Below are 22,896 nucleotides of genomic sequence, written 5' to 3' on the forward strand. Positions count from 1 at the left end.
CGGCCCATTAGCCGTGGCCGGATGATGCACTTAGCATCAGCCTGACCGAAACCGATGCATCCCGAGGACCCCTTGTGCGCTTTCGTCTGACCCCCAGGGAGACGAGCTTCTACGACATGTTCGCCGCGTCCGCGGACAACATCGTCACGGGCTCGAAACTCCTCATGGAACTGCTCGGGGCGGACACCGCCGGCCGGGCCGAGATCGCAGAGCGCATGCGGGCCGCTGAACACGCCGGTGACGATGCCACGCACGCGATCTTCCACCAGTTGAACTCCTCCTTCATCACGCCCTTCGACCGCGAGGACATCTACAACCTCGCTTCCTGCCTCGACGACATCATGGACTTCATGGAGGAGGCCGTCGACCTGGTCGTCCTCTACAACGTGGAGGAACTGCCCAAGGGCGTCGAGCAGCAGATCGAGGTTCTGGCGCGGGCGGCGGAGCTGACTGCCGAGGCCATGCCGAACCTGCGCACGATGGACAACCTCACCGAGTACTGGATCGAGGTCAACCGGCTGGAGAACCAGGCCGACCAGATCCACCGCAAGCTGCTGGCCATGCTCTTCAACGGCAAGTACGAGGCCATCGAGGTGCTCAAACTCAAGCAGATCGTGGATGTGCTGGAGGAGGCGGCGGACGCGTTCGAGCACGTGGCGAACACGGTGGAGACCATCGCCGTCAAGGAGTCCTGACCTCTCCATGGACACCTTCGCTCTGGTCGTGACCATTCTGGTCGCGCTCTTTTTCACGTACACGAACGGTTTTCACGACTCCGCCAACGCCATTGCTACGTCCGTCTCGACGCGGGCGCTGACTCCGCGTGCCGCGCTGGCGATGGCCGCGGTCATGAATCTCGCGGGTGCGTTTCTCGGTTCCGGGGTCGCCAAGACGGTGAGTGAGGGGCTGATCGAGACGCCCGAGGGGTCGAAGGGGATGGGGATCCTCTTCGCCGCGCTGATCGGTGCGATCACCTGGAACCTGATCACCTGGTACTTCGGGCTGCCGTCCTCGTCCTCGCACGCGTTGTTCGGCGGGATGGTGGGGGCCGCGCTGGCCGGCGGTACGGATGTCATCTGGCACGGTGTCGTCGACAAGGTCATCATCCCGATGTTCGTGTCGCCGGTCGTCGGGCTCGTCGCCGGGTATCTGGTGATGACCGCGATCATGTGGATCTTCCGGAAGGCCAATCCGCACAAGGCGAAGCGGGGGTTCCGGATCGCGCAGACGGTGTCCGCGGCGGGGATGGCTCTTGGCCACGGTCTCCAGGACGCGCAGAAGACCATGGGTGTCGTGGTGATGGCCCTGGTGATCTCCGGCCACTCGACCTACGGCGATCCGATCCCGGTGTGGGTGAAGATCGTCTGCGCGCTGATGCTGTCGCTGGGGACGTACGCGGGTGGGTGGCGGATCATGCGGACGCTGGGGCGGAAGATCATCGAGCTGGATCCGCCGCAGGGTTTTGCCGCCGAGACGACGGGGGCGGCGATCATGTTCACGACCGCCTATCTCTTCAAGGCGCCGGTTTCCACGACGCATGTCATCACCTCGGCGATCATGGGTGTGGGGGCGACGAAGCGGGTGAACGCGGTGCGGTGGGGTGTCGCGAAGAACATCGTGATGGGGTGGTTCATCACGATGCCGGCGGCGGCGGTGGTCGCGGCGTGCTCGTTCTGGATCGTGAACCTCGCGTTCCTGTAGGCGCCGTTGTATGCCGGGGGCTGCGCCCCCTGGACCCCCGGGCCTATCCCACCCACCACCCGACTCGGTGGGTCGAGAAGTGGGTCATCACGCGACTCGGGTCCCTTGAGCGTTCACCTCTTGACCGACCGTAAACGGGTGGGTGGGTGGGCAAAGAACGAAACGAAAAGGCCCGCCCCCGGGAGCCAGGGGCGGGCCCTTTTCGTCCTCGCGGTGGCACCGCCATGCAGCACCGCGAGGGGTTTCAGGAGAGGAGCGGCTCGGTTTAGCCGAAGCGGCCCGAGATGTAGTCCTCCGTGGCCTGGACCGACGGGTTGGAGAAGATGCGCTCCGTGTCGTCGATCTCGATGAGCTTGCCGGGCTGGCCGACCGCCGCGAGGTTGAAGAAGGCCGTACGGTCCGAGACGCGGGCCGCCTGCTGCATGTTGTGCGTCACGATGACGATCGTGAAGCGTTCCTTCAGCTCACCGATCAGGTCCTCGATCGCGAGGGTGGAGATGGGGTCCAGGGCCGAGCAGGGCTCGTCCATGAGCAGGACCTTCGGCTCTACCGCGATCGCCCGCGCGATGCACAGACGCTGCTGCTGGCCACCCGACAGACCCGAACCGGGCTTGTTCAGGCGGTCCTTGACCTCGTTCCAGAGGTTCGCGCCCTTGAGCGACTTCTCCACGACGTCGTTCAGTTCGCTCTTCTTGTACGAGCCGGCGAGCCGCAGACCCGCCGCCACGTTGTCGAAGATCGACATGGTGGGGAAGGGGTTCGGGCGCTGGAAGACCATGCCGATCTCGCGGCGCACGGACACCGGGTCGATGGCGTGGCCGTAGAGGTCCTCGTCGTCCAGGAGCACCTTGCCCTCGACCCGGCCGCCGGGCGTGACCTCGTGCATGCGGTTGAGCGTGCGCAGGAAGGTCGACTTGCCGCAGCCGGAGGGGCCGATGAAGGCCGTCACCGTGCGGGGCTCGACCGTCATCGAGATGTCTTCGATTGCCTTGTGGGAGCCGTAGTAGGCGGTGAGCCCACTTACGTCGATTCGCTTGGCCATGACTGCTTCACTTCCAGACTTCAGAACGGTCGCTGAGGGGGTCGCGTCAGCGACCGGTCTTGGGGGCCTTCCAGCGGGCGATGCCGCGGGCCACCAGGTTGAGGATCATCACGAAGGCGATCAGCGTGAGGGACGCGGCCCAGGCACGGTCGTAGGCCGCACCGGAACCCGCGCTCTGCGCGAACTGCTGGTAGATGTACAGCGGCAGCGACGCCTGAGCACCGGAGAACGGGTCGTTGTTGATGAACGGGTTGCCGAACACCAGCAGCAGGACGGGCGCGGTCTCACCGGCGATGCGTGCCACCGACAGCATGATGCCGGTGGTGATGCCGCCGATGGCGGTCGGGAGGACCACCTTCAGGATGGTGCGCCACTTCGGGATGCCGAGGGCGAGGGACGCTTCACGCAGCTCGTTCGGGACGAGCTTCAGCATCTCCTCGGTGGAGCGGACCACGACCGGCATCATCAGGATGGCCAGGGCGCAGGAACCGGCGAAGCCGGAGGGCCCCATGTCCCACATGAGCATCAGGGACAGGATGAACAGACCCGCGACGATCGACGGGATGCCCGTCATGACGTCGACGAAGAACGTGATCGCCTTCGAGAGCCTGCCGTGTCCGTACTCGACGAGGTAGATCGCGGTGAGCACACCGATCGGGGCGCCGATCACGGTGGCGAGGCCGACCTGCTCCAGGCTCCCGATGATGGCGTGGTAGATACCGCCGCCGGGCTCGGTGTCGCCGACCACACCCATCGAGTGGGTCAGGAAGTAGACGTCGAGGACCTTCACACCGCGCGCGATCGTCGTCCAGAGGAGGGAGACGAGCGGTACGACGGCGAGCAGGAAGGCGACCCAGACGAGGCTGGTCGCGATGCGGTCCTTGGCCTGGCGGGAACCCTCGACGCGCGCGGCGATGACGTACGTGCCGACGACGAAGAGGATCGCCGCGATCAGGCCCCACTGGATCTTGCTGTCCAGGCTGCCGACCAGTCCGATGAGGATGGCCACCACGATGGATCCGCCGGCGATCGCGTACGGCGACCACTTGGGGAGTGTCGCGCCCTGGAGGGTGCTCACGGGCTTGTCGGCTACGGCTGTGTTGCTCATGCGTTGGCCCCCGAGTACTCCGCGCGGCGGGCGATGATGAGCCGGGCCGCGCCGTTGACCAGCAGGGTGATGACGAACAGGACGAGACCGGACGCGATCAGTGCGTCACGGCCGAACGGTGTCGCCTCGCTGAACTTGCTGGCGATGTTCTGGGCGAAGGTTCCGCCGCCCGGGTTGAGCAGGCTGGCGTGGATGATGAAGTCCGGGGAGAGCACGGTGGCGACGGCCATCGTCTCGCCGAGCGCGCGGCCGAGGCCGAGCATCGAGGCGGAGATCACGCCGGAGCGGCCGAAGGGGATCACCGCCATGCGGATGACCTCCCAGCGGGTGGCGCCGAGGGCGAGGGCCGCTTCCTCGATCATCTGCGGGGCCTGCCGGAAGACCTCGCGGCTGACGTTCGTGATGATCGGCAGGATCATGACCGCGAGCAGGATGCCGACGGTGAGCATCGAGCGGGGCGCGCCCTCTTCCCAGGAGAAGATCCCGGTCCAGCCGAAGTAGTCGTTCAGCCAGCCGAAGAGGCCGATCATGTGCGGTACGAGGATCAGGGCGCCCCACAGGCCGTACACGATGGACGGTACGGCGGCCAGCAGGTCGATCACGTAGGAGACCGGGCCGCGGAGCTTGCGCGGGGCGTAGTGCGTGGTGAACAGGGCGATGGCGACCGCGATCGGGACCGCGATGACCATGGCGATGATCGAGGACACCACCGTGCCGAACGCCAGGACGGCGATGCCGAACTTCGGCGGCACCAGGCCGGTGTTCCACTCGAAGGTGGTGAGGAAGTTCGCGTGGTCCTTGCTGATCGCGAGGGAGGCGCGGTAGGTGAGGAAGACCGCGATGGCGGCCATGATCACCAGCAGCAGGATGCCCGACCCGCGGGAGAGACCGAGGAAGATCCGGTCACCGGGTCGGGTGGCGCCGCGGGCCGCGGACTTCTCCGGGGCGGCGGGCTCGGGGGTGGGAGGGGGTGCTTCTTCGGGGTTCTTTGTCGATATATCCATCGGGATTCTCCGGTCTGCGGGTCCACACGTGCGGTGTGCGGTCCGTGGCGGCGGTGCACCGGACGGTGCGGCCGGGCCCCTGGATCGGGACCCGGCCGCACACTCGGACTAGCTGATGCTCGCGATGGTGCTGCGAACCTTGGTGATGATCGCGTCGGGGATCGGCGCGTAGTTGATGGTGGAGAGGACCTTCTGGCCGTCCTCGCTGGCGATGTAGGTGAGGAACGCCTTCGTGGCGGGCAGCGTGTCGGCCTTGTTGCCCTTGTCGCAGACGATCTCGTACGTCACCAGGGTGATCGGGTACGCGCCCTCGGCCTTGGTGTTGTAGTCCAGCTTCAGCGTCAGGTCGTTGCCGGTGCCCGTGACCTGGGCGGCGGCGATGTCCTTGGTGGCGCTGTCGGTGCTGGGCGCGACGGGGGCGGCGGCACCGGTGTTGATGCTGACGGCCTTGACGCCGTCCGCGACGTAGGACAGCTCGAAGTAGCCGATGGCGCCGGAGGTCTGCTTGACGCCCGCGGCCACACCCGCGGAACCGGACGCCGACTGGCCGCCCTTGGCCTGCCAGGCCTTACCGCCGGAGTACTTCCAGTTGTCCGGGGTGGTGGCGATCAGGTACTTGGTGAAGTTGTCCGTGGTGCCGGACTCGTCCGAGCGGTGGAACGCCTGGATCTTGAGGTCGGGCAGCGTGGCGGACGGGTTCAGCTTCTTGATCGCCGCGTCGTTCCACTTGGTGATCTTGCTGTCGAAGATCTTGGCGAGCGTCGGGGCGTCCAGGACCAGGTTGTCGACACCCGGGACGTTGTAGCCGAGCGCGATCGGGCCGCCGACCATCGGGAGGTCGATGCCCTGGCCGCCGGAGCAGACCTGCTTGGAGGCGGTGACCTCTTCGGGCTTCAGCGCGGAGTCGGAACCGGCGAACGCCAGCTGACCCTGGTTGAAGGAGGTGACGCCGGCGCCGGAGCCGCCGCCCTTGTAGTTGATCTGGACGCCACAGGCCGTGCTGAACGCCTTGACCCACGCGTCGATCGCGTTCTTCTGCGCGGACGAGCCGTCGGCGAGCAGCTGCTGGCCCTTCTTGGCGTCGCCGCAGATGGCCGAGCTCGCGTTGTTCGTAGCCGAGGAGCTGCTGCTCGACGTGCCGCCGTTGTCGTCCGAGCCGCACGCCGTGAGGGCCAGGGCGCCGGAGACCGCGAGAGCACCGAGGGTGAGGGCCCGCCGGTTCATGCGCTGAAGCTTCACTTGAAAGAATTCCTTCCGAGAGCCGCCGTCCTGAATTCCGGCGGCGTGCGAAGACGTGGGTGACGCGGTAGCGACCCCCAGGTCGCGGCTCGCATCGCGTAAGGCCGAAATTAGGCAGAACAGGTGAAGGCGCCTATGGGCATAAGTGAACGGAGGGTGAACCCCTGTGGGCGGTGCGGTTAGGTCACGGAACGCTTACGTCGAGGACACGACCCGATTCCGGACTATGCCAGGCGTAGTGCCGTCAACTGGGCGCCCACGAGCGGACGGTCCCTCGGTCGGGTGACGGCCCCGCTCGGACCGCCTCCTCGCAACGTAACGCGAGGCGGGAGGCGCGGCACCCGCGGCACGGCGGGCGTAATCCGCTGGTCCCGCGGTGGCGCGGGCACGTAGGTTCACGTCGTTCCCAGGAGGTGCGGCCATGTCCACGTACGGCTCGCTGTTGATTCCCGTGCCGCTCGACCGGGCGGCCCCCGTCCTGCGCGAGGTCTGCCCGGCGGCCTACGCGGCGCCCGCCGGGCCGGGATTCTGCCTCGTCCATCCGGACCGGTTCATCGACGGCAACGATGTCTTCTCGGTCGCCGGGCCGGTCGCCGGCGCGCTGGGCGTTCCGGTGCTGGCCGCCTTCCAGTACGACGGCGACCGGCTGGAACTGGAGGTCTGGCGGGACGGGGCCCGTGCCTACCGCTACGACTCCTGGCCGGACCGGGACGACGAGGGCGCCGACGGCACACCCGAGGACGCGGACCCCACCGCGTTCCTGGACTTCGCCGCCGGCCCCGTGGACGGCTACGGGCTCGCCTGCGCGCTCGCGGACACCCCGCTCGACGAGCGGGAGATGGACGTCGACGGGGAGCCGGGGTACGTCTGGGCGCAGGGCCTGCACTGGGACGTGCTGGGCGCGCTCGGACACCCGGACGAGGTGATCGGCCGCGCGCAGCGGGACCACTGCCATTTCAAGCGCGCGCCGCAGGCACTCGCGCGGCTCCTGGAGTGCGGAGAACTCGTCGACCTGGGCACGGCCTAGTCACGGGGGTCCTCGTCCGTGCCGACCGCCATGAGCACCAGGGAGATCAGGTCGCGGTCCCGCTCGTGGGTGAGCCGCCGGTGGGCCTCGTCCGGCCTGAGCCAGACGAGCGCGTCGACCTCGTCGTTGGGCTCGAAGGCCCCGCCGGTGGCCTCCGCCGCCCAGTAGCGGACCTCCTTGGGCCGCCCGTGGTGGTCGACGTACCGGGCGGAGGGGAGCCGCGTCCCCAGCCGGCAGGTGTGGCCGGTCTCCTCCAGGACCTCGCGGTGGGCCGCCTCCTCGAAGGTCTCGCCCCGCTTGAGCTTGCCCTTGGGCCACGACCAGTCGTCCCACTTGGGCCGGTGGACCAGCGCCAGTTCGAGATCTCCGGCGGACCGGTGCCGCCACAGGGCGCAGCCAGCCGCCTGGACGGTGGTGTCGTTCGTCGAGGAAGTCACTGAAGGTTCACCGTTTCCTCCGCGCGGGTTGGTGCGGGGTGTCAGGGGGTGCCCGCCACCCGTTTCTGCCACGACTGCTGGAAGGCGAAGCGGGCCGCCTCCACCTCGTGCCGCTGGTCGGCGTGCAGCACCCCGAGGGCGTACGCGGTCGCCGGGGCGATCCGCGGGGTCCGGGCCGCCGACGCCGCCGCGGCGGCGGCCTCCGAGGCGTCCCGGTGCAGATTGAGGGCCTGTCCGGCCGTCAGCAGCCGTACGTCCAGGGGCGGGCCGTCCCCGTGCAGGACCTCACCGGCGTAGCGGTGCAGCCGCAGCAGCAGCCGGACCTGGTGCCAGGGGCCGTCCTGGGGGTGCGGGGCCGGGTCGGGGGAGAGGCCGTGGATGAGGGCCTCCGCGTTGTACGGGTGCCCGGCGGTGATCAGCGGCAGCGCGGTGACCGCGTCGTTCAGCCGCTCCCCGGCGGCGGCGGCCAGCGGGCGCAGGTCGGCCCCGGCGGCGGCCGGGGTCAGGGGGACCTCGCTGGCCAGTACGGCGACCTTGTCGGCGACCGCGTGGAAGCGGGAGGAGCCGAGGGCCTGGAGGGCGGTGGAGTGGGCCCGGGTCCGGGCGAGGGTGAGCTGGCGTTCCAGGAGGGCGCCCGCCTTGGCCGCGCCCACGGTGAGGTTGCCGCGTTCGGCGGTGGCGGTGGCCGGTGCGGTCGCTCCGATGCCCCGGCCGCTCGCGGGTGCCGGGACGCCCCGGCCGGCGCCGGTGAGCCGGCCGCCCACGGCGGAGGCCGCCGACTGGGCGGGGAACACGGCCGAGCCCGAGAGCCGGTGCAGGGCGAGCAACAGCCGCTCAAGGCGGGCCGCGCACGCGTGCTCCAGCGCCAACGTGCCCGACAGCCACGCCAGTTCGGGGCGCATCTCCTCGGACCAGTCGGCGTCCAGGAGCGGCCGGAAGGTGTGCAGGCTGCCGCTGATCCGGCGGGCCGAGTGGCGCAGGGCGCGCGCCGCGTCGACGGACTCCTCCGTGCCGTTCTGCCCGCCGCCGGTCTCCCGGTGCAGTCGCAGTGCGCGGAGGAACTCCGTGGCCTGGCCGCGCAGGTAGCCCGCGAGGGCGTCACCTGTCACGGCACGGGCCGTGGGATCCGTCGGGTCAAGGTGTTGCTGTGCCACGCCGGCGCCTCCGGGCGTCTATGAGCATCTCCTGGACGTTGCGCAGGGGTTGGCCTTCCGCGTCGGTCGCGTGCCGGGTCCACTCGCCGTCCGGGCCCAGGTGCCAGGAGGAGGTGGTGTCCGACATGCCGGTCTCCAGGAGCCGGCTGATCGTGGCGCGGTGGGCCGGATCGGTGACCCTGACGAGGGCCTCGATCCGTCGGTCGAGGTTGCGGTGCATCATGTCGGCGCTGCCGATCCACACCTCGGGTTCGCCGCCGTTGCCGAAGACGAAGACGCGGGAGTGTTCGAGGAAGCGGCCGAGGATGGACCGTACGCGGATGTTCTCGGACAGGCCGGGGACGCCGGGCCGCACCGCGCAGATGCCGCGCACCCACACGTCGACCGGGACGCCCGCCTGGGACGCGCGGTAGAGCGAGTCGATGATCGCCTCGTCCACCATCGAGTTGACCTTGATGCGGATGAACGCGGGGCGTCCGGCACGGTGGTGCTGGACCTCCTTGTTGATCCGGGCGATCAGGCCGTCGCGCAGGGACTTGGGGGCGACCAGCAGGCGGCGGTAGGTCTCGCGGCGCGAGTAGCCGGAGAGCCGGTTGAAGAGGTCCGAGAGGTCGGCGCCGACCTGGGGGTCCGCGGTCAGCAGGCCGAGGTCCTCGTAGAGGCGGGCCGTCTTGGGGTGGTAGTTGCCGGTGCCGACGTGGCTGTAGCGGCGCAGCGTGTCGCCTTCCTGGCGGACCACGAGCGACAGCTTGCAGTGGGTCTTGAGTCCGACCAGGCCGTAGACGACATGGCAGCCGGCCTCCTCCAGCTTGCGCGCCCACTTGATGTTGGCGTGCTCGTCGAAGCGGGCCTTGATCTCGACCAGGACGAGGACCTGCTTGCCGGCCTCGGCGGCCTCTATGAGCGCGTCGACGATCGGGGAGTCGCCGGAGGTGCGGTACAGGGTCTGCTTGATGGCGAGGACGTCGTCGTCGTTGGCCGCCTGCTCCAGGAACCGCTGCACGGACGTGGAGAACGAGTCGTACGGGTGGTGCAGCAGTACGTCCCGGTTGCGCAGGGCGGCGAAGATGTCGGGCGCGGACGCGGTCTCGACCTCGGCGAGGTCGCGCTGGGTGCCCGCGATGAACTTGGCGTACTTCAGCTCGGGCCGGTCCAGGCCGCCGATGCGGAACAGGCCGGTGAGGTCGAGCGGGCCCGGCAGCGGGTAGACCTCGGCCTCGCTGATCTTCAGCTCGCGCACCAGCAGGTCGAGCACCTCGCGGTCGATGGACTCCTCGACCTCCAGGCGCACCGGCGGCCCGAAGCGGCGCCGCATGAGTTCCTTCTCCAGGGCCTGGAGCAGGTTCTCGGCGTCGTCCTCCTCGACTTCGAGGTCCTCGTTGCGGGTGAGCCGGAACGCGTGGTGCTCCAGGATCTCCATGCCCGGGAAGAGTTCCTCCAGGTGGGCGGCGATGACGTCCTCCAGGGGGACGTACCGGCCCGGCGAGGACTCCAGGAAGCGGGAGAGCAGCGGCGGCACCTTGACGCGCGCGAAGTGGCGGTGCCCGGTGACGGGGTTGCGGACGACGACCGCGAGGTTCAGCGAGAGGCCCGAGATGTACGGGAAGGGGTGCGCGGGGTCGACGGCCAGCGGGGTCAGCACGGGGAAGATCTGGTGCCGGAACAGGGTGAAGAGGCGCGCCTGCTCCTTCTCGGTCAGCTCGTTCCAGCGGACCAGGTGGATGCCCTCCTCCGCGAGCGCGGGGGCGACGTCCTCGTGGTAGCAGGCGGCGTGCCGGGCCATCAGTTCGCGCGAGCGGGCCCAGATCATCTCCAGCACCTCGCGCGGCTGGAGGCCGGACGCGGAGCGGGTGGCGACCCCGGTGGCGATACGGCGCTTGAGGCCGGCCACCCGGACCATGAAGAACTCGTCCAGGTTGCTGGCGAAGATCGCGAGGAAGTTCGCCCGTTCCAGGAGCGGGGTGTTGGGGTCCTCGGCGAGCTCCAGGACTCTCTCGTTGAACGCCAGCCAGCTGCGCTCCCGGTCCAGGAAGCGGCCCTGCGGAAGCTGGGGCCCGTCGTACGGCGACTCCTCGTACTCGTCGAGGTCGGCGTCGATGTCGGGTTCCAGATCGGAGACCGCCGCCGACACGGTGTGCGGGCGGTGGGCGGCTATGGAGCCCACGGAGGGCTGCGCGTGCTGGACCTGTGCCTGGGCGTTGGGCTGGCTGCTCATGTGCCCATTGTTCCGCGCCACCGGCGATACGGGCGCGTCGGAGAGCGCCGGAAGGAGCGGGAGGACGGCGCCGTTGCTCCCGTTCACCTCGGGAGGCGGCGAAGGCTCTGGCACGACGGGCTTCATTCGCCGAGCGTCGCAAGCCCGTCTGAACCAATGGTTACGGCGACATGGCGTGCGGGATATCGCAGGGCGGCTCCCGGACGTCTACGCCACCCGAACGAACGTAACGGATGCCTGGGAGCCACCGTGAGGCGGGTTCCGGTCAGGCGGTGCGGCGGCGCAGCAGGGTGAAGGCGACGGCGAGGACCAGGGCGGTGAGGGCCAGGACGATGCCGGTCTCCACGAGCTGGAGGGGCCAGAAGTGGGCGGCGGGGTGGTAGTCGACGTAGTAGCCGGTGATGTCGACGCCCTTGAGGCACTTGGTTTCCGCGAAGCAGGTGTCGGTGACATGGATGCCTGTGGCGGTGACGGCGCCCTGGTCGACGTGGAGGACGTCCGGTGGAGCGTCGTAGCCGGTGGGCACGCCGCTGACGCGGGTCACCGTCGGCCACAGGTACGGGCGGGCGAAGCCGAGGGTGGTGACGGCGAGGCCCATGGAGGCGATCGCGAGGCCGGCCGCGGTCAGGGCGTGGCGCTGGAGGAAGCCCGCGAGGGCGCCGACGGCGAGGCCGAGGAGGGGGTAGGTGATCGCGATGGTGCCGTTGGCGGTGAAGGTCTCGTCGTTCCACCGGTTCCAGCCCTCCGGTATGTGGTGGGCGTCGAACACCAGCCGGTGCAGCAGGACCAGCACGGTGGTGCCGGCGGTGAGCAGCGCGGCGGGCACGGCGAGGCTGGTGGCCAGCCAGCGGGTCGGGGAGACGCCCTGGGTCCAGGCGAGGCGTACGGTGCCGCGCTCCAGTTCGCGGGCGACGAAGGTGCCCGCCCAGACGGCGGCGAGATAGGGGACCCAGCCGATCAGCACCTCGGCGACGGTGTAGGTCGCGTTCCCGCCGGGGCCGTAGGCCCACAGCAGCCCACCGGACACGGCGGTGACGAGTACGGCCCACCCGGTCAGGGCGGCCCGGTGCAGGCGCAGCACGGCCCGCCACATGCGGGCCGGTCTCGGGTGGACCGTCGGGTCCACGGCGAGGGTGGTCATACGGGGGCTCCCTTGGTGTTCGTACGGCGGCCGAGCAGCGTGAAGGCGGCGGTGGTGGCCAGGGCGGCGAGGGTGAGGATCAGGGCGGTCTCGGTGAGCTGGAGGGGCCAGAACTGGGAGGAGGGGTGGTAGCGCCGGTGGTGGCCGCCGGTGACGGTGGACTTCCACGGCCAGAGGTGGGGGCTCGCCCAGAGGACGAGGCTTCGCGTGAGCACGGTCGCTACGGCGGCGACGGCGAGGCCGGGCACGGAGCGGCGTACGGCCAGACCTCCGAGGGCGCCGAGGGCGAGGCCGAGCAGCGGGAACGCGACGGCGATCGGACCGTTGGCCTCGAAGGTGCCGTTGTCGGACCAGTTCCAGCCTTTCGGTACCTGGTGCGCGTCGTACAGCAGGCGGTGCAGCAGGACGAGCAGGGTGGTGCCCGCGGTGAGCAGTGCGGCCGGGACGGCTAGTTTGGCGGCGAGCCAGCGGGCCGGGCTGACCGCCTGGGTCCAGGCGAGTTCCGCGGTGCCGTTCTCCAGTTCGCGGCCGATCAGCAGGCCGCCCGCCCAGAGGGCGACGAGGACCGGCAGGAAGCCGATCGCGGTCTCGCTGAACCGGTAGGCGAGGTGGTAGCCGTCGATCGAGTAGTCCGAGTCGCAGAGGTCGACGGTGCACTTCCGCCGCCACGCGGCACCGGCCGCGTTCCCTCCCGGGCCGTACGCCCACAGGAGCACCGCCGAGACCACGGCGACGAAGACTCCCCACAGGACGAGGGCGGGCCGGTGCAGCCGCAGGACGGCGCGCGAGGCGCGGGCCGGTCGCGGCCGGTCGGCGGGGGCGACGGCCTGGGCGGTCATACGGCGGCTGCCGTGGGTGCGGGCGCGGAACCGGTCCGGTGCTTGAGGAGGCGGAAGGCGGCCACGGTGAGGGCGGCGGTGACGGCGAGGATGAGCGCGGTCGCGGTCAACTGGAGCGGCCAGTAGTGGGATTGGGGGTGGTGGTCGTTGTAGTAGCCGACCGCGTCGAGTTGGGCGTAGGCGGTCTCGCAGGGGCCGTAGGTGGTGCTGCCGCACAGGTGGCCGGAGAGGTGCTTGCCGGTGGAGGTGACCAGGCCCTGGTCGACGACGATGCCGGAGCCGGCCGGGACGCTGTGGGTGAGGCCGCTGACCGTGGTGACCGAGGGCCACAGGTGGGGTGTCGCGATGGCGACGACGCTCCACAGGAAGCCGGTGCTCGCCAGTGAACCGACCAGCGCGCCGAGGGAGTTGTGCTTGTACAGCCCCCAGAGGACGCCGCTCGCCAGCCCGGCCAGGGCCATCGCGGTGGTGGCGGTGCCGTTGGCTGCGTAGGTGCCGAGGTCGTACCAGTTCTTGGCTGTGTCGATGCGGCCCTGGCTGTTGGACCAGGCCCAGTGGTGCAGTCCCGCCAGCAGCCCGGAGCCGACGGTGACCAGTACAGCCGGGACGGCGAGCTTCGCGGTCAGCCAGCGGGCCGGGGAGACCGCCTGCGTCCACGCCAACTGCGCGGTGCCGCTTTCCAGTTCACGGCTGACCAGCGCGGCACCGGACCAGGCGGCGACCAGGAACGGGGCGGCTACGACGGCGATGGTCGTGTACGTGTACCAGTCCTTGTAGCGGCCGATCGCGTCCGCGTCGTACACGCAGCTGTCCGTCCCGCAGGCGCGGTACTGCTTCCAGGCCTCGGCCGAGGCGTCGGTGAGCGGGCCGCCGAGCCACAGCAGCAGGCCGCCGACGACGAGCACGAAGGCGATCCAGGAGAGCAGGGCCGGCCGGTGCAGTCGGACCAGCCAGCGCAGCAGACGCGGTGACCGGGCCGGGCGCGCGGTGAGCGCCGGCGGTGTGGCGAGGGCGGTCATGCGGCGGTCTCCGGGCTGTCGGGGGTGGTTGCCTGCTGGGGCGTGGGGGTGAATCTAACCGTCGTAATGGTCGATGAGTGGTTAGAAAAGACCCCACCGTTCAGAGAGTGCGGGGCCGGGAACGGGGAGGGGAGGGTCACGCGACGGGCTCCGGGGTCTTGGTGACGGGGGCCTCGGGGTTGCGGAGGTAGGAGAGGACCAGCTCCTCCAGCGTGGGCGTGCCGGTCTGCCAGTCGGCGGCGAGCGGGGCCAACGGGCGTATCAGGGCCGTGAGTTGGCGGCCGGTGGTGCGCGACTCGACGACCGTGTGCGCGTCGAGCACGGTGTCGGCGGGCGCGGACACCCGCCGGTGCGCGGCCAGCAGTTCGTCGATCTCGCCCGCGACACGGACCTTGCCGTCGCCGATCAGCAGCAGGTGGTCGCAGGAGTCCTCCAGCTCGGCCACCACGTGCGAGGACATCACGATCGTGGTGCCGGACTCGGCGGCCTGCGCCATGAGCAGACCCATCATCTGGTGCCGGGCCAGCGGGTCCAGGTCGGCCATCGGCTCGTCCAGGAGCAGCAGTTCGGGCCGCTTGGCCAGCGCGAGGGCGAGCGCGACGCGGGTGCGCTGGCCGCCGGAGAGCGCCCGGATGCCCGACTTCGGGTTGAGGTCGCCGTCGGCGACGATGCGCTCGGCGACCGAGGCGTCCCAGCGGTCCGTGTTGAGGTCGGCGCCCATCCGCAGCGTCTCGGCGACCGTGAGCTGCGGATAGAGGGGCTTGTCCTGAGCGACGTAGGAGACCCGTTCGCGGGCCGCGCCCGGACGTCCGCCGAGGACGGACAGCTCGCCCTCGGTGGGGGCCAGCACTCCGGCGGTCAGCGCGAGGAGCGTGGACTTGCCGGCGCCGTTGGGGCCGACGATCGCGCAGACGCGCCCGGCGGGCAGCCGGAACGCGCAGTCCCGCAGCGCCCACCCGCCCCGCCGGCCGAACCGCTTGCCGAGCGCGACGGCCTCTATCGCGGCGGTGCCTGTCATGAAGGTTCTCCTTGGAAGTGCTTTTCGAGTACGGCGGTGAAGAGTGCGGCGACCTCGTCCCGGCCCAGGCCGGCGGTCCGGGCCCGGTCGGCCCAGTCGTCCAGCTCCAGCCGCAGCGGCGAGTCGGCGGGTGTGGTGCTCAGCCCCTTGCGGACGAAGGTGCCGAGGCCGCGGCGGGCCTCGACCAGTCCCTCGCGCTCCAGTTCGCGGTAGGCCTTGAGGACGGTGTTCGGGTTGATGGCGGTGGCCTCGACGACCTCGCGGGCCGTCGGCAGCTTGTCGCCGGGCTCCAGCATTCCCAGGTGGAGCGCCTGCTTGGTCTGCTGGACGATCTGGACATAGGTGGCCACGCCGCTGTGCCGGTCGATGCGGTACTCGACCACTGGGGTTCCACCACCCTTTCACTAATTGAGTAGTGAAAGGGTGGTGGAAGATGGTTCAGAAAGTCAAGACCGATCAGCATGCCGATCCGTGAACCGGTCGGCGGGGCTCGTGCGATGAGGAGATGTGAGCGATACGGGAAGCGACGGGGAGCTGCTGCGGGCCATCGCGGCGGACGGCGACCGACGCGCGTTCGAGGAGCTGTACCGGCGGTACGCGCCGTGGCTGACCGCCCGGCTGCGCGGCCGGTGTGCCGACGCCGGGATGGTCGACGACGTCGTACAGGAGACGTTTCTCGCGGTGTGGCGGGGCAGTGCCCGCTACCGCGAGGACGGTGCCTCGACGGACGCCGCCGGGTGGCTGTGGCGGATCGGGTCGCGGCGGCTGATCGACGTGCTGCGCGGCGACGGCGCGCGCGGCCGGATGCGGCAGGCGCTGGCGCGGCTGCGGCACCGGGACGAGGCGTCGGCGGAGGAGCGCGTGCTCGCGGGGGTGGAGCACGGGGACCTCGCGGGTGCCCTGGTCCGGCTCTCGCCCGAGCTGCGGGCGGTCCTCCAGGCCACCGTGATCGACGGGCTGACCACCCGGGAGGCCGCCGTCCTGCTGGGCATCCCGGCCGGGACGGTCAAGACGCGGGCCATGCGGGCCCGTAAGCAACTGCGGGAGGAGCTGGCATGACCTGGCATGTGGCCGAAGACGACGTACGCGCCTACGCGCGGGGCGAGTTGGCACCGCCCATGCTCTGGTCCGCCGACACCCACCTCGCCGAGTGCGCCGAGTGCCGGGACCTGTTGGCGTCCGTCACCGACCCCGTCGCGCTGGACGCCGGCTGGGAGCGGCTGGACGCCGAACTCGACGTCCCGAAAAGGGGGTTGGTGGAGTCGCTGCTCGTGCGGATCGGCGTCGCCGACCACACGGCACGGCTGCTCGCGGCGACACCGGTACTGCGCCGCTCGTGGCTCGGCGCGGTGGCCGCGCTGCTGGTGATGACCGTCCTGGTCACCAACGCGCTGAAGACCGCCCAGTCCCCGACCCTCTTCCTCGGCCTCGCCCCGCTGCTGCCGCTCGCGGGCGTCGCGCTGTCGTACGGGCCGCAGTTCGACCCGACGTACGAGATGACCGTCGTCGCCCCGCTGCACGGCTTCCGTCTCCTGATGATCCGCACGGTCGCCGTCCTGGCCACCGGCCTCGGCCTCAACCTCCTGGCGTCCCTGGCCCTGCCCGCATACGGCCTGGCCGCCCTCGGCTGGCTGCTGCCCGCACTCGCCCTCACGGCGACCGGCCTGGCCCTGACCCCCCGCCTGGGCCCGGTGCTCGCGCCGTCCCTGGTCGGCGGCGGCTGGGTGCTGTTCCTGCTGTTCGCCCACGACCGGCACTCCGGAACGCTCGCCCCCTTCACCCCGGCCGGACAGGGGGTGGCCGCAGCGGTGGCCGCCCTGGCGGCCGGACTCCTCTACCTCCTGCGGGACCGCTTCGACGCGCGCCCCGTCGCCTTCGGGCCCCTCGACTGAACCTCTGAACCTCTCGAACCCTGACTGGAGTTCCGTACATGACCACCACCGTCTCCGCGGCCGGGCTCAGCCTGCGCTACGGCTCGACGCACGCCCTCGACGACGTGTCGCTGCGGCTCGGCGAGGGCGTCACCGGCCTGCTCGGCCCCAACGGGGCTGGAAAGACCACCCTGTTGAGGGTGCTCGCCACCGCGCTGCCCGCCGACTCGGGCGCGTTCACCGTGCTCGGCCACGACCCGAGCACCACGGCGGGCCGCCAGGAGGTACGGCGCGTCCTCGGCTATCTCCCGCAGACGCCCGGCTTCCACCCGGACTTCACCGCCTTCGAGTTCGTCGACTACGTCGCGATCCTCAAGGAACTCACCGACCGCGAGGGCCGCCACCAGGAAGTGCGCCGGGTACTCGCGGAGGTCGACCTCTCCGACGTGCGCGGCAAGCGCATCAAGAAGCTGTCCGGCGGCATGCGGCAACGCGTCGCGCTCGCGGCGGCCCTCGTCGGCGACCCGGGCTTCCTCGTCCTCGACGAGCCGACCGTCGGCCTCGACCCCGAACAGCGCATGCGCTTCCGGGAGTTGATCGCGAGGGCGGGCGAGGGCCGCACGGTCCTGCTCTCCACCCACCAGACCGAGGACGTCGCGATGCTCTGCAACCGCGTCGTCGTCATGGCCGGCGGCACCGTCCGCTTCGAGGGCACCCCGGCCGAACTCACCGCACGGGCCGCCGGCCGGGTGTGGAGCGGCACCGAACGCGACCCCGCCGCGATGGCGGGCTGGCGCACCGGACTCGGCGCCTTCCGCAACGTCGGCGACCCGCCCCCCGGCGCGGAACTCGTCGAACCCACCCTGGAGGACGGCTACTTGATCACCCTCGACGGCATGGCCGCGGAGGTGGCGGCATGAGCGCCGTACTGGAGAAGGCACCCCCGGCCGAACGCGCCGCCGAGCAACGCCGTTCCTGGGCAGCGGTGTTGGCGCTGGCCCTCTTCGAGGCCCGCAAACTCCTGCTCCGCCTCCCGGTGTTGCTCATGTTCGTCCTCTACGCCGCCTGGATCGGCTGGACCATGCGCGACGCCTGGACCACCTACCCCGCCCTCCAGGACGTCGACCGCGCCACCCAGACCGGCCCGCTGCTGCCCGCCCTGGCCGTCCTGCTCTGCGCGAACCAGGCCGTGCTGCGCTCCCGACGCCAGGACACCGACCGGCACTTCGACGTACTCGTCCTCGAACCCTGGCGCCGCACGGTCGCGTTCGTGCTGTCCGTCCTACCGGCCGCCCTGCTCACCGCGCTGCTGGTGGCCGCCCAGTTCACCTGGGGCGTGCTCGCGCCCGGCTCGGTCGGCCACGGCTCGGTCGGCGAACTGCTTGTCGGCCCGCTCACGGTGCTGCTCGCCGGAACGGCCGGCGTACTGCTGGCCCGGATCGTGCGGTCGCCGTTCGCCGCGCCGATGCTCCTGGTGCTGGCGTTCTTCTCGACCCTCTTCCTCGGGGCCGTCCCGGGCGACACCAACGGCAGCGCGACACGCTGGCTGGTCCCGGTCATCGGCGACGCGAGCAGCAAGACCCTCCCCTCCGACCTGCTGGGCCGCCCGGCCGCCTGGCACGCCCTCTACCTGGCCGGACTCGCCCTGACCCTGGCCCTCGCCGCGGTCCTGGTCAACGGCGGCCGTACCAAGACCGTCGCCGCCGCGCTCGTCGTGACGGTCGGCCTCGGCACCTGGGGCGCGGTGGGTCAGGCGGCCAAGGTGTCCAAGGCGACCACCGACGCCCGCGTGCTGGCCACCCTCAACCCGGCGAAGGTCCAGTCCTGCGCCCGGCACGGCAACTCCACGTACTGCGCGTTCCCGGAGTGGCTGCCCCGCACCGGCACCTGGGCGAAGGTCACGGACAACGTCCAGTCCCTGGCAGGCGGCACCGCCGCCCAGGAGAAGCTGCTCGTACGGCAGCGCGTCGATGCCCGCTACGGCATGGACGGCGACGGCGCGATCGAATCGTCCACCGTGCCCTACCAGGTGACGGTCGGCACGCGCTGGGGCGGCTCCCGCGTACCGGAGTTCGCCGCGGCCGTCTCCTCCGTGCTGGTCACGGGCAGCGAGAAGGCGACCGAGTCGCTCTGCGACGGCCGCATGGTCACCATCATGTGGCTCGCGCTCGGCTGGCAGTCCGACCCGGTGTCCGCACTGCGCACGGTCCGCCTCGACGACAGCGTGACCGGCTCCGCGATCGTGCTCTCGCCGACCGACCCGATGTCGATGACGGCCGAACAGACCGCGGTCGTACGGGAGTTGCTCACGGCCGGCAAGGCCACGATCACCCCCAAGGTGAAGGCCCACTGGGCGGAGCTGACGGCACCCAAGGTGAGCACCGCGAAGGTCGCCGAACTGCTGGGCGTCAAGGGGCCGACGGGAGCGGACAAGTGCGAGTGACCACAAGGGTGTTGGGGCAGCTGGCGCGCCCGGTGCTGCGCGCCCTGCCCCGGCGGGCCCTCGGCGCGGGCGCCGTCGCGGGACTGCTGCTGGCCGCGCTGCCGCGCCTCACCTCGGCCGACTTCGACCCGCGGTCGGCCACGCTCCTGCTGCGCGGCGCCGTACTCGCCTTCGCCCTGGGCCTGACGTTCCTCCTGGACGATCCGGCCCGCCAGGTGACGGTGGCGGTGCCGACCCGCCGCATGCTCCGCATCGCCCTGCGCACCGCACTGGTCGCCCCGCTCGCCGTGCTGTGGTGGACCGCCGTCCTGCTGCTGATACCGGCGCAGGCCCGGCCCCCGGTCGGCGACATCACCCTGGAGGCGGCCGCCGCGGTGGTCGTGGCCCTCGCGGCCTCGGCCGCCGCGATCCGCCTCACCGACGAGGCGGAACCGGGCCAGCGGCTCGCGATCGCCCTCCTCGCCACGTCCATGGCGGCGGCCCTGCTGCTGCCGGAGAAGTGGGGCCTGTTCGCCCTGCCGAAGGAGAAGTGGTGGGCACCGGGCCACGACCACTGGGCGTTCGTCCTGACGGCGGCGGTACTGGTGTGGGCGGCGTCCGGCCCGGAGCCGCTGCGGCGCGGACGGTTGCGGCCCACCCCTTCCTGACCGACCGGGCTCCTCACGACTCCGAGCGGTACATCAGGTCCGTCTCGTACGTCGTGAATCCCAGCCGCTCGTACACCGACACCGCCGCCTTGTTGTCCGCGTCGACGTACAGCATCGCCGTCGGCAGCCCCTGCGCGGCCAGGTGCCGCAGCCCGATCGTCGTCAGGGCCTTGCCCAGCCCGCCGCCCTGCGCGCCGGGCAGCACCCCGACGACGTACACCTCGCCCCGCTGCTCCTCCGCGTGGACCTTCGTCCAGTGGAAGCCGATCAGTTCGCCGTCGCGTTCGGCGAGGAAGAAGCCCGAAGGGTCGAACCAGGCCTCGGCCTCGCGGTCGTCGAGGTCGCGTTGGGTGAGGGAGCCCTGCTCGGGGTGGTGGGCGAAGGCGGCGGTGTTGACGGCGAGCCAGGCCGCGTCGTCGGCGCCGGGCACGAAGGTCCGTACCGTAACGCCCTCCGGGAGGACCGGCTCGGGCAGTTCCAGATCCGCCAACGACCGCCGCAGCTGGCGCAGTTCGCGGAACAGGGCGAGCCCGAGCACCTGGGCCAGATGGCGCGCGGCGGGATGCCCGCCGTGCGCCCACACCCGCAGCCGCTTCCCCGACGCGGCCAGCAGCGCCGCGCCGAGCGCCCGCCCGTGCCCGTGCCCGCGCTCCGAGGGCCGTACGAGGAGTTCGGCGGCCGGTGCCTCCACCGGGTCGGTGTCCTCCAACTGCCCGTAGCCGACGAGATCTTCGCCCAGGGTGAGCAGCAGATGCGAGACCCCGGGCCGCGTGCCGCCGCGTAGTTGCAGCCGTCCCTGCTCGGACACCGCGGGCTGTCCGTCGGTCCCGGCGGCCTCGGCGATCAGCGTGAGGACGGCCCCGGCCTGGTCCGGGGTCAGCTCGGAATAGGTCTCGATGGAACGGGAGATGGGCGCGGGCCGTGCGGTGTCGTCGCTGGTCATGGCCTCAGGGTAAGCGGACCCACCAGCAAAGTGGCGGCAAAGAAGAAACCAGGATGTAACCAAGAACCCCCTGTCACGCTACGCGCGTTGACCCTAGGCTGCGCCGGAACGTGGTGACTTCTCAGCCGACTCACAGGGGGGCTCATGCCAGCCACTTCCCAGCCGTACCGCCCGCGCAGACGCCGTGTCGCAGGCCTGCTCGCCGCCGCCGCGAGCCTGGCCACGGCCGGTGCGCTGGCCGCCGCGCTGCCCGCCGACGCGCACGCCAACCCGACCGGTCACGGGCACAAGCCGAGCCGCTACCAGGACGTCCAACTCCTCTCCTTCAACGACCTGCACGGCAACCTGGAGCCCCCGTCCGGTTCCTCCGGCCGGGTCACCGAACTCCAGGCGGACGGCACGACGAAGACGATCGACGCGGGCGGCGTCGAGTACCTCGCCACCCACCTGCGCGAGGCCCGCAAGAACAACCCGTACTCGATCACCGCGGCCGGCGGCGACATGGTCGGCGCCTCCCCGCTGATCTCGGGCCTGTTCCACGACGAGCCGACCATCGAGGCGCTCAACAAGCTGGACCTGGACGTCACTTCGGTGGGCAACCACGAGTTCGACGAGGGCGCCAAGGAGTTGGCCCGCCTCCAGAACGGCGGCTGTCACCCCACCGAGGGCTGCTACACGGACAAGAAGTTCAAGGGCGCCGACTTCCCCTACCTCGCGGCCAACGTCCTCGACGAGAAGACGAAGAAGCCGATCCTCAAGCCGTACTGGGTGTGGAAGAAGAACGGCGTCAAGGTCGGCTTCATCGGCGTCACGCTGGAGGGCACCCCGGGCATCGTCTCCGCGGACGGCGTCAAGGGCCTCCAGTTCAAGGACGAGGTCGAGACGATCAACAAGTACGCCAAGGAGCTTCAGAAGCAGGGCGTGAAGTCGATCGTCGCGCTGATCCACGAGGGCGGCTTCCCCGCGTCCTCCGCCTACAACTACGACTGCGACGCGTCCGGCGGCGGCTCCGGCATCTCCGGCCCGATCGTCGACATCGCGAAGAACGTCACCCCGGCGGTCGACGCCCTCGTCACCGGCCACACCCACAACGCGTACGTCTGCACGATCAATGACCCAAGTGGCAAGCCCCGCATGGTCACTTCGGCCGCGTCCTTCGGCCGCCTCTACACGGACACCACGCTGACGTACGACCGCTGGACCGGTGACATCGCGCGTACGGCGGTCAAGTCCGCGAACCACGTGGTCACCCGGACCGTGCCCAAGGCCGCCGACATGACCGCCCTGATCGGCAAGTGGAACACCCTCGCGGCCCCCATCGGCAACCGCGCGATCGGCTACATCTCGGGTGACGTCAACAGCACCGGCACCGAGTCCCCGATGGGCGACCTCATCGCCGACGCCCAGCTCGCCTACGGCAAGGAGCTGGACCCGGAGACCGACCTCGCGCTGATGAACCCCGGCGGGGTGCGCGCGGGCCTGACCTACGCGGCCAAGGGCGCGGAGGGCGACGGCGTGGTGACGTACGCCGAGGGCTTCACGGTGCAGCCGTTCGCGAACACCGTGAACCTCCAGAACTTCACCGGCGCGCAGGTGATCCAGACGCTCAAGGAACAGGTGAGCGGCACGAACGCGGCGGCGCCGAAGATCCTCCAGCCCTCGTCCGGGCTGACGTACACGCTGGACCTGACGAAGACCGGCGCGGACCGCGTGGTGACGGACTCGATCCGTCTGAACGGCGCGGCGATCGACCCGGCGGCCACCTACCGCGTCGCGACGAACAGCTTCCTCGCGGGCGGCGGCGACGGCTTCACGACGCTGGGCCAGGGCACGGGTGACCTGGTCGGCACGGACGACCTCTCCGCACTCGCCCAGTACCTGACCGCCCACTCCACGGCGGCGAGCCCGCTCACGCCTCCGGCGGCGAACCGGATCACGATCGTTCAGTAACGGCCGACCCCTTGGGGGCCCGGCGCCGCAGGTCGGCGCCGGGCCCCTTCCTTATTCCCGTTCTAAATTCTGTGTAAGTACGGGTTCAGTTCCGCGAA

General features: G+C 70.6%; 22 protein-coding genes. 9 read left to right on the forward strand and 13 right to left on the reverse strand.

Going from position 1 to position 22,896, the window contains the following annotated elements; translation table 11 throughout:
• Window positions 1-74 precede the first annotated feature (74 nt).
• Window positions 75-695: a DUF47 domain-containing protein gene (locus ACWIHT_RS40055; protein ID WP_026151758.1), complete on the forward strand. Its 621-nt coding sequence runs from the start codon at window positions 75-77 to the stop codon at window positions 693-695.
• 7 nt (window positions 696-702) lie between these two features.
• On the forward strand, window positions 703-1,701 hold the full coding sequence (locus ACWIHT_RS40060) for an anion permease (protein ID WP_456173472.1): 999 nt from the start codon (window positions 703-705) through the stop codon (window positions 1,699-1,701).
• Window positions 1,702-1,966: 265 nt separating this feature from the next.
• Here ACWIHT_RS40060 and pstB read toward each other — a convergent pair whose 3' ends face one another.
• The 4 genes from pstB to pstS all read right to left on the reverse strand — a co-directional run bounded on the left by pstB (window position 1,967) and on the right by pstS (window position 6,094).
• Window positions 1,967-2,743, reverse strand: coding sequence for a phosphate ABC transporter ATP-binding protein PstB (pstB, locus tag ACWIHT_RS40065; RefSeq protein WP_200690547.1), 777 nt, complete (start codon window positions 2,741-2,743; stop codon window positions 1,967-1,969).
• 46 nt (window positions 2,744-2,789) lie between these two features.
• Entirely contained in the window at window positions 2,790-3,851 is a 1,062-nt protein-coding gene (pstA, locus tag ACWIHT_RS40070) for a phosphate ABC transporter permease PstA (RefSeq protein WP_456173473.1), read from the reverse strand.
• Window positions 3,848-4,855, reverse strand: a complete 1,008-nt coding sequence (gene pstC / locus ACWIHT_RS40075) for a phosphate ABC transporter permease subunit PstC (RefSeq protein WP_456173475.1) — start codon at window positions 4,853-4,855, stop codon at window positions 3,848-3,850. The genes pstA and pstC overlap by 4 nt, the downstream gene beginning before the upstream one ends.
• A 108-nt stretch (window positions 4,856-4,963) precedes the next feature.
• Window positions 4,964-6,094, reverse strand: coding sequence for a phosphate ABC transporter substrate-binding protein PstS (pstS, locus tag ACWIHT_RS40080; RefSeq protein ID WP_456173477.1), 1,131 nt, complete (start codon window positions 6,092-6,094; stop codon window positions 4,964-4,966).
• A gap of 421 nt (window positions 6,095-6,515) precedes the next feature.
• Between pstS and ACWIHT_RS40085 the strand changes: the two genes are divergently transcribed.
• The gene (locus tag ACWIHT_RS40085; RefSeq protein ID WP_456173479.1) at window positions 6,516-7,121 is read left to right on the forward strand and encodes a hypothetical protein; all 606 of its coding nucleotides are present in this window, start codon (window positions 6,516-6,518) and stop codon (window positions 7,119-7,121) included.
• On the opposite strand, the gene ACWIHT_RS40090 is transcribed toward ACWIHT_RS40085, so the two are convergent.
• The 8 genes from ACWIHT_RS40090 to ACWIHT_RS40125 all read right to left on the reverse strand — a co-directional run bounded on the left by ACWIHT_RS40090 (window position 7,118) and on the right by ACWIHT_RS40125 (window position 15,327).
• On the reverse strand, window positions 7,118-7,558 hold the full coding sequence (locus ACWIHT_RS40090) for an NUDIX hydrolase (protein ID WP_456173481.1): 441 nt from the start codon (window positions 7,556-7,558) through the stop codon (window positions 7,118-7,120). The two genes, ACWIHT_RS40085 and ACWIHT_RS40090, sit on opposite strands and share 4 nt — an antisense overlap.
• A gap of 41 nt (window positions 7,559-7,599) precedes the next feature.
• A complete protein-coding gene (locus tag ACWIHT_RS40095; RefSeq protein ID WP_456173483.1) occupies window positions 7,600-8,712 on the reverse strand; it encodes a CHAD domain-containing protein in 1,113 nt (370 codons plus the stop codon).
• On the reverse strand, window positions 8,693-10,927 hold the full coding sequence (locus ACWIHT_RS40100; RefSeq protein WP_456173485.1) for an RNA degradosome polyphosphate kinase: 2,235 nt from the start codon (window positions 10,925-10,927) through the stop codon (window positions 8,693-8,695). Before ACWIHT_RS40100 ends, ACWIHT_RS40095 begins: the two co-directional genes overlap by 20 nt.
• A 265-nt stretch (window positions 10,928-11,192) precedes the next feature.
• Entirely contained in the window at window positions 11,193-12,068 is an 876-nt protein-coding gene (locus ACWIHT_RS40105; RefSeq protein WP_456173486.1) for a hypothetical protein, read from the reverse strand.
• Window positions 12,065-12,907 (reverse strand): hypothetical protein, encoded by an 843-nt coding sequence (locus ACWIHT_RS40110; RefSeq protein WP_456173487.1) that lies wholly within the window; start codon window positions 12,905-12,907, stop codon window positions 12,065-12,067. The genes ACWIHT_RS40105 and ACWIHT_RS40110 overlap by 4 nt, the downstream gene beginning before the upstream one ends.
• Window positions 12,904-13,926: an ABC transporter permease gene (locus ACWIHT_RS40115; protein WP_456173489.1), complete on the reverse strand. Its 1,023-nt coding sequence runs from the start codon at window positions 13,924-13,926 to the stop codon at window positions 12,904-12,906. The genes ACWIHT_RS40110 and ACWIHT_RS40115 overlap by 4 nt, the downstream gene beginning before the upstream one ends.
• A 136-nt stretch (window positions 13,927-14,062) precedes the next feature.
• On the reverse strand, window positions 14,063-14,944 hold the full coding sequence (locus ACWIHT_RS40120; RefSeq protein ID WP_456173491.1) for an ABC transporter ATP-binding protein: 882 nt from the start codon (window positions 14,942-14,944) through the stop codon (window positions 14,063-14,065).
• Window positions 14,941-15,327, reverse strand: a complete 387-nt coding sequence (locus tag ACWIHT_RS40125; protein ID WP_456173493.1) for a GntR family transcriptional regulator — start codon at window positions 15,325-15,327, stop codon at window positions 14,941-14,943. The genes ACWIHT_RS40120 and ACWIHT_RS40125 overlap by 4 nt, the downstream gene beginning before the upstream one ends.
• 124 nt (window positions 15,328-15,451) lie before the next feature.
• Here ACWIHT_RS40125 and ACWIHT_RS40130 point away from each other — a divergent pair, with 124 nt between their 5' ends.
• The 5 genes from ACWIHT_RS40130 to ACWIHT_RS40150 are packed head-to-tail and all read left to right on the forward strand — an operon-like array spanning window position 15,452 to window position 19,905.
• A complete protein-coding gene (locus ACWIHT_RS40130; protein ID WP_456173495.1) occupies window positions 15,452-16,003 on the forward strand; it encodes an RNA polymerase sigma factor in 552 nt (183 codons plus the stop codon).
• Window positions 16,000-16,836: a zf-HC2 domain-containing protein gene (locus ACWIHT_RS40135; protein WP_456173497.1), complete on the forward strand. Its 837-nt coding sequence runs from the start codon at window positions 16,000-16,002 to the stop codon at window positions 16,834-16,836. Before ACWIHT_RS40130 ends, ACWIHT_RS40135 begins: the two co-directional genes overlap by 4 nt.
• A 38-nt stretch (window positions 16,837-16,874) precedes the next feature.
• On the forward strand, window positions 16,875-17,735 hold the full coding sequence (locus ACWIHT_RS40140; RefSeq protein WP_456173499.1) for an ABC transporter ATP-binding protein: 861 nt from the start codon (window positions 16,875-16,877) through the stop codon (window positions 17,733-17,735).
• Window positions 17,732-19,258 (forward strand): ABC transporter permease, encoded by a 1,527-nt coding sequence (locus ACWIHT_RS40145; protein WP_456173501.1) that lies wholly within the window; start codon window positions 17,732-17,734, stop codon window positions 19,256-19,258. Before ACWIHT_RS40140 ends, ACWIHT_RS40145 begins: the two co-directional genes overlap by 4 nt.
• Entirely contained in the window at window positions 19,249-19,905 is a 657-nt protein-coding gene (locus tag ACWIHT_RS40150; protein WP_456173503.1) for an ABC transporter, read from the forward strand. The genes ACWIHT_RS40145 and ACWIHT_RS40150 overlap by 10 nt, the downstream gene beginning before the upstream one ends.
• 13 nt (window positions 19,906-19,918) lie before the next feature.
• Here the strand turns inward: ACWIHT_RS40150 and mshD are convergent, their stop codons facing one another.
• Complete coding sequence (mshD, locus tag ACWIHT_RS40155) at window positions 19,919-20,848, reverse strand: mycothiol synthase (protein ID WP_456173504.1); 930 nt, start codon at window positions 20,846-20,848, stop codon at window positions 19,919-19,921.
• Between the two features lie 144 nt (window positions 20,849-20,992).
• On the opposite strand from mshD, the gene ACWIHT_RS40160 reads away from it, so the two are divergent.
• The gene (locus ACWIHT_RS40160) at window positions 20,993-22,798 is read left to right on the forward strand and encodes a bifunctional metallophosphatase/5'-nucleotidase (RefSeq protein WP_456173505.1); all 1,806 of its coding nucleotides are present in this window, start codon (window positions 20,993-20,995) and stop codon (window positions 22,796-22,798) included.
• The last annotated feature ends 98 nt before the right edge of the window (window positions 22,799-22,896 follow it).

Source organism: Streptomyces sp. NPDC002276 (assembly GCF_053891435.1).